At 32.2% G+C, this 13,831-nt stretch carries 11 protein-coding genes and 1 pseudogene; all 12 read left to right on the forward strand.

Features of this window, described 5'->3' with window-relative positions:
• The first annotated feature begins 263 nt into the window (after positions 1–263).
• The 12 genes and pseudogenes from NRE15_RS12790 (at position 264) to NRE15_RS12845 (ending at position 13,818) form a co-directional block, all read left to right on the forward strand.
• Positions 264–1,157 (forward strand): DUF7916 family protein, encoded by an 894-nt coding sequence (locus tag NRE15_RS12790; RefSeq protein WP_313793255.1) that lies wholly within the window; start codon positions 264–266, stop codon positions 1,155–1,157.
• 31 nt (positions 1,158–1,188) lie between these two features.
• A pseudogene (nagE, locus tag NRE15_RS12795) lies at positions 1,189–2,654 on the forward strand (N-acetylglucosamine-specific PTS transporter subunit IIBC); the annotation flags it as partial.
• 502 nt (positions 2,655–3,156) lie between these two features.
• On the forward strand, positions 3,157–5,226 hold the full coding sequence (locus NRE15_RS12800; protein WP_313793256.1) for a BglG family transcription antiterminator: 2,070 nt from the start codon (positions 3,157–3,159) through the stop codon (positions 5,224–5,226).
• 51 nt (positions 5,227–5,277) lie between these two features.
• Positions 5,278–5,571, forward strand: coding sequence for a PTS sugar transporter subunit IIB (locus NRE15_RS12805; protein WP_313793257.1), 294 nt, complete (start codon positions 5,278–5,280; stop codon positions 5,569–5,571).
• A gap of 1 nt (position 5,572) precedes the next feature.
• Positions 5,573–6,841 carry a PTS ascorbate transporter subunit IIC gene (locus NRE15_RS12810; protein ID WP_313793258.1) on the forward strand — a complete coding sequence of 423 codons (1,269 nt, stop codon included), beginning with the start codon at positions 5,573–5,575 and terminating at the stop codon, positions 6,839–6,841.
• Between the two features lie 82 nt (positions 6,842–6,923).
• Entirely contained in the window at positions 6,924–7,820 is an 897-nt protein-coding gene (dapA, locus tag NRE15_RS12815) for a 4-hydroxy-tetrahydrodipicolinate synthase (protein ID WP_313793259.1), read from the forward strand.
• A gap of 465 nt (positions 7,821–8,285) precedes the next feature.
• Complete coding sequence (locus NRE15_RS12820) at positions 8,286–9,269, forward strand: LacI family DNA-binding transcriptional regulator (protein ID WP_313793260.1); 984 nt, start codon at positions 8,286–8,288, stop codon at positions 9,267–9,269.
• Positions 9,270–9,286: 17 nt separating this feature from the next.
• On the forward strand, positions 9,287–9,895 hold the full coding sequence (locus tag NRE15_RS12825; protein ID WP_313793261.1) for a KpsF/GutQ family sugar-phosphate isomerase: 609 nt from the start codon (positions 9,287–9,289) through the stop codon (positions 9,893–9,895).
• On the forward strand, positions 9,895–10,812 hold the full coding sequence (gene rbsK / locus NRE15_RS12830; RefSeq protein WP_313793262.1) for a ribokinase: 918 nt from the start codon (positions 9,895–9,897) through the stop codon (positions 10,810–10,812). The genes NRE15_RS12825 and rbsK overlap by 1 nt, the downstream gene beginning before the upstream one ends.
• Positions 10,813–10,894: 82 nt before the next feature.
• Positions 10,895–11,326: an RbsD/FucU family protein gene (locus NRE15_RS12835; RefSeq protein ID WP_313793263.1), complete on the forward strand. Its 432-nt coding sequence runs from the start codon at positions 10,895–10,897 to the stop codon at positions 11,324–11,326.
• Positions 11,327–11,345: 19 nt separating this feature from the next.
• Positions 11,346–12,833 carry a sugar ABC transporter ATP-binding protein gene (locus NRE15_RS12840; RefSeq protein WP_313793264.1) on the forward strand — a complete coding sequence of 496 codons (1,488 nt, stop codon included), beginning with the start codon at positions 11,346–11,348 and terminating at the stop codon, positions 12,831–12,833.
• A gap of 13 nt (positions 12,834–12,846) precedes the next feature.
• Positions 12,847–13,818: an ABC transporter permease gene (locus NRE15_RS12845; protein WP_313793265.1), complete on the forward strand. Its 972-nt coding sequence runs from the start codon at positions 12,847–12,849 to the stop codon at positions 13,816–13,818.
• Positions 13,819–13,831 lie beyond the last annotated feature (13 nt).

A 13,831-nucleotide genomic window follows, 5' to 3' on the forward strand; every position in this document is an offset into this window, starting at 1 on the left:
CTATTTTAAATGCTTTTCTTAAAATCGAACGTTTAACTATAGCAGTCTAACTTGCTATAAGTGAACGTTCGTTTTTTATTTACAACTATATTTATTTTTAAAAAAGCGATAGTTAGTGAAATGCTGAAAGTAATATTTTAAAATATATCTAATAAATTACCTTATATACTTTTTTTATGGATAAGTAAATGCTTGCAATTATACTGGTGTGAGGAGTATGATTAAGTAAAGCTTATAAAAAATTTAAAGAATGGAGGTGAAATATGAAACGCCTACTGAGTTGTTATGCTAGCGACTTTGAAAAAATGTCGGGGCAAGAATTAAAGCAGTCTATTTTAGCGAGTGAAGGTCGGACAATCATGGCCGAAACAGTGGTAACCGCCGCTCCTTTACTAGAAGGAATCACAAATGCTGAAGTGATGGCCGCTTTTGGTGCTGATCTCATTGTCTTAAACGAGTTGGATGTGGTTAAGCCTAAAATTGTTGGCATGCCGGATTGTGATAATCCGATTGCTGAAATCAAAAGGCTGACGGGACGTCCGGTAGGCATTAACTTAGAACCAGTTGATGCTACGGTGGATGTGTTGGATACCCGTGTTGAAATTTCTAAGGGGCGTCTTGCGACAGCCGAGAATTGTCAATTAGCTCAGGAAATGGGGGTTGACTTTATAATGTTGACTGGGAATCCTTCTACGGGAGTATCGAAACAAGCTATTGGGCAATCGATTGCTACGAGCAAAGCAAACTTTGATGGGTTAGTTTTCGCCGGTAAAATGCATGGGGCTGGCTTATCTGAAAAGATATTTACTTTAGATGAGTTAATTGCTTATATTCAGTCAGGTGCGGATGGTGTTTTATTGCCTGCAGTAGGAACGGTACCTGGTTTAACGGAGCAAGAAGCGCATGAAGCCTGTCAAGTTGTGAAAGATTTAGGTGGATTGGTTATTAGTACGATTGGAACAAGTCAGGAAAGTGCAGACGAAGAAACTATTCGCTCATTTGGATTGAGTAATAAGCGAGTCGGATCAGATATCCATCATATTGGTGATGGTGGTTATGGGCGAATGCCAATTCCAGAAAATATCACTGCCTTAAGTATTGCGGTACGTGGGAAACGACATACTTATTTCAGAATGGCTCAATCCATTCGTCGTTAAGAATAAATATTTTAGAAAGAGAGAAATTAATATGAAAAGTTATTTTCAAAGACTAGGTAGCTCTTTAATGCTACCCGTAGCTATTTTACCCGTTGCAGCTATTTTAATGGGGATTGGTTACGCAATCGATCCGGCTGGGATGTCAGGTGATAGTACGAATGGATTAACTGTTTTCTTAATTCAAGCAGGTCTAGCAATTATTAACCAATTACCTGTCCTATTTGCAGTAGGTGTTGCAACAGGGATGTCAAAAGATAAAAGTGGGGCAGCCGCATTGTCTGGTTTAGTGGCATTCATTATGTTAACAACCATGTTAAGTACCGATGTTGTTGCGTCTATTACGAATTCAGAACCAGACATGGCATTTGGGGCTACTTCAAATGTGTTTATCGGGATGTTAAGTGGGATTATTGCTTCTGAAATGTACAACCGTTTCAGTGATACAAAATTACCAATGGCTTTAGCTTTCTTTAGTGGGAAACGTCTCGTTCCAATCATTACAGCGGCCGTTTCATTAGTTGCAGCTGTAATTCTATACTTTATTTGGCCAGCAGCTTATTCTGCTTTAGTCGCCTTTGGTGAAAGCATTGTTGGTTTAGGAGCAGTAGGGGCTGGTATTTATGGATTCTTCAACCGGATTTTGATTCCAACCGGATTACACCATGCCTTGAATAATGTGTTTTGGTTTGACTTAGCAGGAATTAATGATATTGGTAATTTCTGGGGTGGTACAGGTGAACTAGGTGTTACAGGTATGTATCAAGCTGGCTTTTTCCCAGTGATGATGTTTGGTTTACCTGCCGCTGCATATGCTATGTATCGTAATGCTAAACCTGAGCGTAAAACAGCAACGGCTTCCTTAATGTTAGCAGCAGCTTTTGCTTCGTTCTTTACAGGTATTACTGAACCGCTTGAATTCGCCTTTATCTTTGCTGCACCTGGTTTATATGTGGTGCATGCCTTATTAACTGGTCTATCAATGTTCATTGCCGCAACATTCCACTGGACGGCTGGATTAGTTTTAGTGCAGGTTTGATTGACTTCTTATTAAGTTTAAACGTCCCAATGGCTAATAATCCATGGATGTTGATGGTATTAGGTGTAGTAATGGGTATTATCTATTACTTCTTATTTGATTTCTTAATTAAGAAATTTGATTTAAAAACCCCTGGTCGTGAAGATGATGATGCTCTAGAAGCTCAAGCAGCTATGGAAGAATCAATGGCTAAATACGGATCTAGTAAAGCAAATGCGGATAGCAAACATGCTTTGATGGCACGTACCATTTTAGACGGATTAGGTGGACCAGAAAACCTTGTGACCGTTGATAATTGTGCCACTCGTTTACGTTTAATCCTAGTGGATACCGACATAGTAAATGATGTGAAAATTAAATCAGCTGGAGTAGCAGGTGTTCAAAAGATTGATAAAAAGAATTATCAAGTCATCGTTGGGACAGAGGTACAGTTTGTTGCTGATGAATTGATTAAGTTGAAAGATAAAGAGTAATTGGTAATATAAACTTGATGAAGGATTAAATTTAATACAATTTAAAATAGTTAATTATAGTAATGAAAAAGACAGATAGATCTCTATCTGTCTTTTTCATTGAAACAAGCAAATCGAATGAGCATTATTAATAAAACCAGATCGGAGTAAAGCGTAATTATAAAACGATATTCAGAATAATAGAACAGTAAGATAGATATATTAAAAAATGAGAAATGAAATAAATACTTCGTCCGTTAATATATTGCACGAATCAAAATTAACACAGAAATTTAATTATATAAAAAGTTATGAGTATAATTTATGTAAGCTATATTAACACAAACTGTATACAAAACTAATTGAAAAATAAAGCGTATACAATTAACATTAGAAATGTAGAAGCTAGATAATTAATTTTTAAATGTTTAATTTAACTTACATGAATATTTTGTGAAGATAGACTTAAATAAGAATTTGGTTATACTACTCAAACTTGAAAGAGGTAATTATGTTACAAAAAAGAGCTTTAGAAATATTAAAGTTAATAATAGGGAATAAAGACATTTCCAATGAGGAAATACAATTGAAAATGAATTTGACACAAAGACAAGTAAACTATGATATTGATTTACTTAATACATGGTTGGAAGAAAATGGTTATTCGACGATTTTAAAAATGCCAAATGGTACATATCAATTTAAAAATAAAAATAATTTAACTAGGATACTAACTGATATTGCGAAAGGAAATATTAATTATATATTGAGTGAAGAAGATCGGCAAAAAATAATATATCTTTATCTATATTTGAATTACGATGAAATTTCCTTATATCATTTTATTGATCTTTTAGAGGTTAGTAGAGGAACAGTTAATAATGATTTAAAAAAAATTGGAGAAGCTCTCACAATGTATGGAGTAAGTATAACTTATTATAGAGACAATGGGTATAGATTAATAGGTGATGAAGAAAATATACGATATGTGATGATGCTGATTGTAGTTGAAATAGTGTCTTATGATCAAGGACAATACATTTTCCAAACTGTGCTAGGGAAAGAAAGTTATGAATTAGCAACTCAATTTAAATCAAAAATTAAAGAATTAGTACAGAATAATAAAGTAAATATGTCATACAATAATTTAAGTATTGTTTCATATATATATGTTTTTTCTTATATTAGAGAAGTAGATATTCATTTAAATTTAAATACAAATATTCATTTTGATTTTGAGAATCTCCTTGAATATAATGTTGCACATGAAGCACTACAACAGTTTGCTTCGCCAACTCGGAATCAAATTACATTTTTGGAGACCCTATTATTATCCTATTCTATTGGACAAGAGAAAAAAGAAACTAGTGATAAGTTTATTATTAAAAAGATAATAAATAGTATTTTAGATAAATTAAAAAACTCCTATGCAATTAATTTAGAAAACAAAAAAGTTTTTGGTCAATTATATTCTCACATTAGACCAGCTGTATACAGAATGATATTCAATTATCCTTATATAAATCCAATAAAAAAAGAAATAAAAAGTCAATATCAATGGATTTATATTTTAATTAAGGAAACAATTGAATCATTGAAATTGAATAATTACGATAATATATCTGAGGATGAATTATCATACTTAACTATTCATTTTGCGACATTTTTTATGGAAGATCTGGCAGAAAGCAATGATTCCCCGAAAAAGTTAACAGGTGTAATTGTTTGTCCAAACGGAGTGGGGTATTCTGTATTACTGTCGAGAGAATTATCCAATTTATTTCCTGAAATTTTATTTCTAGATACAGTTTCTGTCACAGATTTTAATAGTATTAATAAAGAAGTTGACGTTGTATTTTCAACAACGTTAATTGAGACAGAAAAAACGCTGTTTTTAGTGCAACCTATAATGTCTAGTGTTGAAAAAGCAGCATTAGTTAAAAATTTTAATGAAGAGTTTGGGAATAATTTTAATGAAAAAGATAAAATAAAGAATTTTTTAAATCGAATAGAAAAATATATTGATATAAAAGATCAACAAGGTTTTATTTCAGAAGTAAAATCTTTTTTAACCACTAATAATGATGTTAATGTAAAAAGGAGAGAACCTATGTTAAGCGAAATAGTGAATGAACAGTTAATTCAAACGAAAATATCTGCAATAGATTGGAGAGATGCTATTAGGAAAAGTGCTGCTCCTTTAGTTTCGACAAAAAGGATAACAGCAAATTATGTTGAAGCAATGATTAAAAACTCGGAGGAGGGAAATCAATATATTGTTATTACTAAGCATGTTGCGTTACCACATGCTAGGCCAGAGGAAGGAGCAAAGAAAGTAGCTCTAGGAATAACCACATTAAAGGATCCTATTAATTTTGGTAATGAACAAAATGATCCTGTTAAATATATATTTTGCCTTAGTGCTATTGATAATAAAACTCATCTTAGAGCACTTTCTGAATTAGTAGAACTATTAGAAGATTCTGAATTTTATAGGATTTTAGATGAAGCTGACAATGCAAAAGAAATTATGGATTATATAAAAAAGAACGAGCCATTAGAAGAAAAGGATAGCGAATAAAAGTTAGACTATTTAATAAAAAATAAAAAAACAAGAGGAGAAAATTAGATTATGAAAAAAGGAATAGTAGTTTGTAGAACTGGTACCGGATCGAGCGTTATGTTGAAAATTCAAGCAGACAAGGTAATTAAGACAAATAATCTTCCAATTAGTTTAGAGCAAGCATCACTAGATGCAATTCCTGGTTTTAGCGGGGACTTAATAATTGCACTATCTGATGTAGCTGATGATTTAAGTGAAAAGCATCTTAAACAATATATTATCGGTATTAATAATATGATGAATAAAAATGAATTATTAGAAAAAATGAATATGTTTTTAACTGAAATAGAAGAGGAGAAATAACATGCAATTTTTTGTTAGTTTTTTTAGTAATCCAGCAGTTCTGTTAGGTGCGTTTGCTTTTATTGGATTAGTTTTAAATAAAGAAAAAACTTCAGCTGATGTAATAACAGGAACATTTAAAACAATAATAGGTTTCTTAATTTTTTCAATAGGTGGGGATGTAATTACTGCCAGTTTGCAAAATATCAACGCAATGTTTCAGGAAGGGTTTAATATTACTGGAGTAATTGCCTCTCCAGAAGCTGCTACAGCACTTGCGCAAGGTGAATATGGTTTTGTAGTATCTAGTGTTTTGATTTTCGGATATATTATGAATCTGTTCTTTGCTAGATTCACGCGCTTTAAGAATATTTTGTTTCATGGAGGGCACGCATTATTCACTGCTTCAGTATTAGGTTTAATAATGAAGTATTATGGATACTCTGACCTAGTTTCAATAATAGTTGGTGGAGTAATCTTAGGATTTTTGATGGCTTCACTACCTCAACTAACGGAACCATTTATGAGCGATATTACAGGTGATGAAGATCCAGGATTTGTAATTGGACACTTTAATATGATAGGGTACTCTCTTTCAGGTTATTTAGGAAAGCTATTTAGTAAGGATAAGGATAAGACCACAGAAAGTATTAAATTGCCAAAATTCTTATCTTTCTTTTCAGATTTTCTTAATGGTGTAGCTGTATTGATGCTTATTCTGTTTTACATTTCTGCACTGGCAGCAGGAAAAGAATTTACTCAAAATCTAGCCGGAACAGTTCATTGGTTAGTGTTTCCATTTATACAAGCATTTAGATTTACAGCAGGTATGTCAATTCTTATGACTGGTGTTAAGATGTTCCTAGCATCATTGACTGAAGCTTTTACTTCGATTTCTGATAAATATATTCCAGGAGCTAAACCAGCACTAGACGTTCCAACAATATTTCAATACGCACCTAATGCTGTTTTAGTAGGTTTTGTAGTTTCTTATACAGCAAGTTTACTAAGTTCTTTTGTAATGTCACTATTAGGGTTTTCCGTTGTCATGATACCAGCCGCACATATTTCATTTTTTTCTGGAGGTACAGCAGCAATTTTCGGAAATTCAACTGGAGGTTGGAAAGGTGCAGTATTAGGATCCTTTGTAATGGGATTATTACTCTCATTCCTACCACTACTTTTATATCCATTATTAGCAGAAATGGGAATTGAAGGATCAGCATTTCCTAATGTGGATTATAATATAATTGGATACTTACTACATAAAATTTTGAGTTGGATTCAATAATTAGGTATAACAACTAAATACCAACTTTAGTTGTTATATAAGTAATGGGTTCAATCAAATTTAAAGATAAGGAAGTGTATAAATGTTATTTAAAGGTTTAATAACTGCAATGGTAACCCCTTTTAAAAATAGTGGTTATGGAATTGAAGAAGATTCATTAGGAAAATTAATTGAATATTTAATAGAAAATAAGGTATCAGGTCTATTCATATTAGGAACCAATGGTGAATTTTACTCTATGACACAACAAGAAAAATTAGATTTAGTTAAGTTGACTGTCAAGATTGTAAATGGAAGAGTACCAATTTATGTGGGGGCTGGTTGTAATTCTACTATTGAGACAATTGAGTTATCAAAAAAAATGGAGGATTTAGGAGCTGATGTGCTTTCAATAATTACACCTTATTTTGCGAAATTAACAGATGAAGAAATGTATAATCATTATACATCAATAGCAGATGAAGTACATTTACCAATAATGCTTTATAATATACCGAAAAGAACTGGGAATAATCTTTCGCCTAAATTAGTATCAGATTTATCAAACATAACTAATATAAAAGGTATTAAAGATAGTAGTGGAGACTTAAGATTATTAAAGGATTATATTGAAATAACAAATGATAAAGATTTTTATGTTTTGTCTGGATCAGATGGGGTTATGTTAGATGGCTTTCATTTGGGAACATCAGGATCAGTTTCTGGAACCTCAAATGTAATTACAAAGACTGATAAAGCTATTTATGATAATTTTATTGCTGGAGATTATACTAAAGCAAAGGAGATGCAGAATAACATTCAACTTTTTAGAGAAACTAATCATTTAGCTACAGAACCCAGTGTAATTAAATACGCATTAGAACTACGAGGGATACCTGTTGGTCAAGCACGAAAACCGATAGTACCATTAGATGCAAAGATGAAACAGAAAGTAGCACAAGTCATTGATTTTTATAATGAATTGGAATCTAACTTATAATCGATAATATATGGGTCCAAAGTAACACTAATTGGGTAAAACTTTATCTAGTTATTTGCTTAATATCTAATCATTGGGTCAAATCAATAATTACCTGCTATAAATTCACACCTTTATGTACGCAAAAATGAAACTCCCTATTTAATATAGTTAATGATAACTTCTTAAAATATGGGAGTTCCAAATGCGTCATTACTTTTGGTGTCTTTAAACTTTCTTCAATGTTTTGTTGGATAATCTTTTTGTAATATTTATCAATCAGGGATGGATTAGTTCTCAGTAAAAGTTCTATGTAAAAAAATAATATAAAATCATAATTTTATGCAAAAAATCAACTGAAAGGGGTTGCAAATAAAAAAAGGATACGTTATAATCAAAATTGAAATAAGCGAAATTTTTTTACAGACATATGTAATCGATTACACATGATAAATACATACAATAATTTTGAAAGAGACAATAACTATGCAAAATCCTACCATTAAAGACATTGCCAACAAGGCTGGTGTATCAACTGCTTCAGTATCCCGTGTTTTAAATAAGACAGGGTATATTAGTGAGGACTTAGTAGAAAAAGTGATGAAAGCTGTCAATGAACTCAATTATATCCCTAATAATATAGCCAAGAGTTTAAAGGTCCAAAAAACTAATACCATTGGCGTAATTATTCAAGATATTAGTAACCCCTTTTTTATGAAAATTGCAAAAGGGATTGAAGACGTTTTACGACAGACGGAATATAATTTGTTGATCACCAGTGGCGAAGATAATCGTGAAAAAGAAGCTTCTCTTTTACGGATGTTTACTGAGAAAAGAGTGGACGGTCTGATACTTGCTTTATCTGAAAACCATGAAGATATGTTGAGTTCTGCATCTAAAAGTGGAATTCCAATATTATTGGTCGATAGAGAATTAAATTTAAATTTAGAAGTCGATAAAATAACTGAAAATAATTATCTAAGTGCTTATCATTTGACTGAAAAAATTATTAAAACTGGGGCAAAAAAAATTGGGGTTATATCTGGACTCCCAAATGTGTTAATAGCTCAAGAAAGATACCGAGGGTTTGTTAACTGTATAAATGATTATGGGTTACCTTTAACTTCAGATTTGATATTTGAAGGAGATTATTCTTTTGATTCTGGTAAAGATGCAATTAATTATTTTAGGAGCAAGAATCAGCTGCCGGACGCTATTATTTCATTAAACAATGCAATGACTAATGGAGCTGTAACTGAATTATTAAATCAATCTATCTTTGATATAATAATCGGATCATATGGAGAAATTGAGTTTCAAGAATACTTACCTGGGTTGAAAATTTTTTCGGTTATACAAGCCCCTTATCATCTTGGAAAATTAGCTGGTCAAATAATGTTAGAAAGAGTGATGCATACTGAATTAATAGAAAAACGATCTATTGTTCATACTAATAGTTATAACTGGTAATAGAAAGGACATTCTAAATGGAAATAAATATACAAGATACTTTAAAGCAAGCAATCATACAAGAGAGTGAATCTATTGCTTCTTTATCAAATATAATTGATGATTCTTTTGAAAAGGCTATCCTCGCAATAACTGAATGTAGTGGTAAAGTAGTAATTACTGGTGTTGGAAAATCTGGACATATAGGAAAGAAGATTGCAGCTACATTTTCAAGTACTGGAACTCCCTCTTTCTTCATGCATAGTACAGAAGGCTTACATGGAGATTTAGGTATGATAGAGAAAGAAGATATAGTTATACTAATATCTAACAGTGGAGAAACATCTGAGGTAATCAGTTTATTACCAACTATTAAAACTATTGGTTCACAAACTATTTCTATCACTTCCAACAATCAATCTACTCTAGCTAAATCGGTCGATTTCCCTTTGGCATATACTTATACCCATGAGGTTGACCACTTAAACTTAGCCCCAACAACTAGTTCAACAACAGTTCTAGTTATCGGAGATGCTTTAGCAGTAACTTTAAGTAAGATTAGAGAGTTTAGAGCTGAAGATTTCCATTTATATCATCCTGGAGGAAGTCTTGGAAGGCAGCTGAGTGAAAAGGAAGGTGAGAAATAATGACAATATTAGTGTTAGGTAGTTTTATGATGGATCATGTGGTAACAACAAAACGAGCACCTAAAAATGGTGAAACAATCGTAGGTAAGCAGTTTGAGATTTTTCCAGGTGGAAAAGGAGCTAATCAAGCAGTAGCAGCATCGCGGTTAGGTTTAAATGTAATCATGGCTGGAAAAGTAGGGTCAGATTATTATGGTGATGTCTTTATTAATCTTTTAGAAAAAGAAGGTATTGATGTAAGACATATTGTTAAAGATAAAGATAAATCGACTGGCGTTGGATTTGTGACAGTCGAAGAAAATGGTGATAATCGAATAATTGTAGTATTAGGTGCAAATCTTAGCTATGATTCACAAGATTTGTCAGAACTTGTTGTTGATATAGCGCCAGTAACACTAGCAATGTTTCAACTAGAAATGGATTTTGATTTAACTGAAGAAGCAATTAATGTATTCTATCAAAAACAAATTCCAGTTTTATTAAATCCGGCCCCTGCAAGAACATTATCTAATGATCTTTTATCAAAAGTTACTTACTTGACACCGAATGAAAGTGAATTGGAATTATTGACAGGCTATCAATTAAAGAATATGCAAGATGTCATTGAAGCAGCCAAAAGTTTACTAGACAAAGGTACAGAGAATGTGATTGTTACTTTAGGAGACAAAGGTGCATTGATTGTTAATAAAGAATTAGTTGAACTAGTTGATGGCTATACAGTTGAAGCTGTTGATACAGTAGCTGCTGGAGATGCCTTTAATGGAGCATTTGCTTATGCAATTTCTAGCGGCTATGAAATAATACAAGCTGTGAAATTCGCTAATGCAGTTGGCGCATTAACGATAACTAAAAAAGGTGCAATTCCTTCCATCCCAACTTATGAAGAAGTTCAGTCATTTATTGACCAAAAAGAATAAAGTACTGAAACGATACTAGGAACATATGTAATCGATTACACGATTGGAATTTAATAGAACAATGATAAGAGTGAAATTATAAATGTTAAAATTAATCCCAAAAACTTTGTCCCCAGATCTGTTAAAAATATTATGTGAAATGGGACATGGAGACACGATAGTAATTGCAGATGCGAACTACCCAAGTGCATCAAATGCAAAGCAATTAATTAGATGTGATGGAATAAGCGCGACACAAATGTTAAAAGATATTTTAACAGTGCTACCAATTGATAAAAGTTCAGAGTTACCAGTAAAATTGATGGAGGTTTCAGAAAGTGATAAACCACTTGAACCAGTGATATGGGACGAATTTTTGGAAATAATAGAAAAATCTGAGAAAAGAAAAGTGAAATTTGAATTCTTAGATCGATTTAAATTTTATGAGAGTGGGAAAGAAGCATATGCTATTGTAGCAACTGGAGAAACTGCATTGTATGGCAATATTATTTTAACTAAAGGTGTTGTTGAGTAATGGAAAGGGTGATTTGATAATGTTACTCGAAATGAAACAAATATCGAAAGAATTCCCTGGAGTTAAAGCTCTAAGTAACGTAGATTTTAATTTACAAAAAGGTGAAGTTCATGCACTTATGGGAGAAAATGGTGCTGGCAAATCGACTTTAATGAAAATTTTAACTGGTATCTATGACAAAACTAGTGGAGAAGTATTTATCGATGATAAACTGGTTGAGTTTAGTAATACAAGAGAAGCTCAAGAAGCGGGGGTAGTAATGGTCCATCAAGAACTTAATAATGCAAAAGATTTAACAGTAAGTGCTAATATTTTTCTTGGTAATGAACCTAAAAAAGGACTATTTATTGATGACAAAAAAATGATTGAAGATAGTAAAAAACTTTTTCAACAACTTGGAGTAAATATTGATCCAGAAATTAAGATTGATAAATTGACAGTTGGAGATGCTCAAATGGTTGAAATTGCAAAAGCAATTTCAATGGAAGCGAGGATAATAGTCTTTGATGAACCTACCGCAGCGCTTTCTCAGAAAGAAACTGAAAAACTATTCGAAACAATTAATTTATTGAAAGAAGATGGTGTAGGAATAATTTACATCTCACATCGTATGGAAGAAATAGGGATAATTTCTGATAGGGTAACTGTTCTTAGAGATGGCGAATACGTTGGGACTTTAACTACCAAAGAAACAAGTAGAAACCAAATTATAAAAATGATGGTTGGTAGAGAATTAGTAGAAGAAGTTAAAACTGAATCAAAAGTTTCAAAAGAAGCACCAATTATATTAGAAGTAAAGAATTTAAACGCAGATCCAATAGTTAAGAATATCAACTTTACATTACGCAGAGGGGAAATCTTAGGGTTTTCAGGTTTAATGGGTGCTGGGAGAACAGAAACAGCTAGAGCAATAATTGGAGCAGATCCTAAGCAGTCTGGGGATATACTGATTAACGGTAATGAAGTGAAAATTAATAATACTAGTGATGCTGCCAAATATAAGATTGGCTATATTTCAGAAGACAGACGTCGCTATGGGGTATTACTAGAGAAAACTATTGCAGAAAATATTTCATTAAACAATTTAGATCAGTTTGTTAAGTATGGTTTAATTGATGATAAAAAAACTATAGAGGTAGCAGATAAATATAGAAAAGCTCTAAACATTCGTTCTACCAGTGCGACACAGAAAGTAAAAAATTTATCTGGAGGAAATCAACAAAAAGTTGTTATAGCGAAATGGATATTAAAAGATTGCGATATACTAATATTTGATGAACCAACACGTGGTATTGATGTTGGAGCAAAATCAGAAATCTATGATTTGATTAATTATTATGCAGATGAAGGAAAAGCAATTATTATGATTTCGTCAGAGATGAATGAAATTTTACGATTGAGTGATAGAATTATCGTTTTTTGTGAAGGAGAAATAACAGCTGATATACCAATTGAAGAAGCCACACAAGAAATTATTATGGATTATGCCACTTTAAAAACTAGCTAAAAGGAGGATATTAATGAATAAAACAAAACTTAGTTTAAAGAAAATTTTTGCTTCACAACAATTTGTAGCAGCGGTTGCACTTATTATTTTATATTTGTTTTTCTATTATAATAGTGTGCCATTTAGATCGTTTACAACATTAACTAGTATTTTCGATTCTTCGTACTACTTAGGGTTTTTAGCAATTGGGGTTACATTTGTTATTGCAACTGGCGGTATTGATTTATCGTTGGGGACTGGAATGATAGCAGCTGCTATTACAGGAGGTGTTTTATACGAAAGATATAATGTTCCATTAGTTATCGCATTATTGGTAATTGTTTTATTTGGTATACTATTAGGTTTTTTCAATGGCTTGTTAGTAGCAAAACTTAACATGCCACCATTTATTGCAACTCTTGGGACTCAAATGGTTACTTTAGGTTATGGTTCAATGATTTCAAAAGTGCAAACTGTCAATTTTCCGTTAAGATCAAGTCCGGAAGGGTGGTATAAAAGTATTTTTAGGACTAATACAAATTTTCCGACAGGAATTATTGTATTATTGGTTTTAGTCGTTATTTCATCTTTATTTTTAAGTAGAACGAAACCAGGAAGATATATTTTATCTTTGGGTAGTAATGAGGAAGCGACTAGGTTATCAGGAATTGATACGGTTAAATATAAATGGATGGCTTATGTAATCAGTGGATTCTTTATTGGCTTAGCCGGAATTGCATATGCAGCCACATTTACTTCAGTTTTACCTGGTGAAGGGATGGGGATTGAAACAAATGCAATTGCTGGGGCGATTATTGGTGGAACATCAATGTCAGGTGGTATTGCGAGTGTAGGTGGTACAATTATAGGGGTCTTTATAATGACTGTTTTACAGACTGGACTTCCATACATTGGATTCCAACCACATTATCAAATTTTCATTACTGGATTTGTAATTATTGGAGCAGTCTTAGTCGATGTAATTAAAAATAAAAATACAAGATAAATAAAGGAGAAAA

It is taken from the genome of Fundicoccus culcitae (assembly GCF_024661895.1).
Taxonomy (GTDB): Bacteria; Bacillota; Bacilli; order Lactobacillales; family Aerococcaceae; genus Fundicoccus_A; species Fundicoccus_A culcitae.

Bases quoted from the DNA above. Each gene is read 5' to 3' on its own strand.
- NRE15_RS12840 (WP_313793264.1), top strand. From the start codon at position 11,346: ATGTTACTCGAAATGAAACAAATATCGAAAGAATTCCCTGGAGTTAAA.
- NRE15_RS12790 (WP_313793255.1), top strand. From the start codon at position 264: ATGAAACGCCTACTGAGTTGTTATGCTAGCGACTTTGAAAAAATGTCG.
- NRE15_RS12835 (WP_313793263.1), top strand. From the start codon at position 10,895: ATGTTAAAATTAATCCCAAAAACTTTGTCCCCAGATCTGTTAAAAATA.
- NRE15_RS12845 (WP_313793265.1), top strand. From the start codon at position 12,847: ATGAATAAAACAAAACTTAGTTTAAAGAAAATTTTTGCTTCACAACAA.
- dapA (WP_313793259.1), top strand. From the start codon at position 6,924: ATGTTATTTAAAGGTTTAATAACTGCAATGGTAACCCCTTTTAAAAAT.
- NRE15_RS12805 (WP_313793257.1), top strand. From the start codon at position 5,278: ATGAAAAAAGGAATAGTAGTTTGTAGAACTGGTACCGGATCGAGCGTT.
- NRE15_RS12810 (WP_313793258.1), top strand. From the start codon at position 5,573: ATGCAATTTTTTGTTAGTTTTTTTAGTAATCCAGCAGTTCTGTTAGGT.
- NRE15_RS12800 (WP_313793256.1), top strand. From the start codon at position 3,157: ATGTTACAAAAAAGAGCTTTAGAAATATTAAAGTTAATAATAGGGAAT.
- NRE15_RS12820 (WP_313793260.1), top strand. From the start codon at position 8,286: ATGCAAAATCCTACCATTAAAGACATTGCCAACAAGGCTGGTGTATCA.
- rbsK (WP_313793262.1), top strand. From the start codon at position 9,895: ATGACAATATTAGTGTTAGGTAGTTTTATGATGGATCATGTGGTAACA.
- NRE15_RS12825 (WP_313793261.1), top strand. From the start codon at position 9,287: ATGGAAATAAATATACAAGATACTTTAAAGCAAGCAATCATACAAGAG.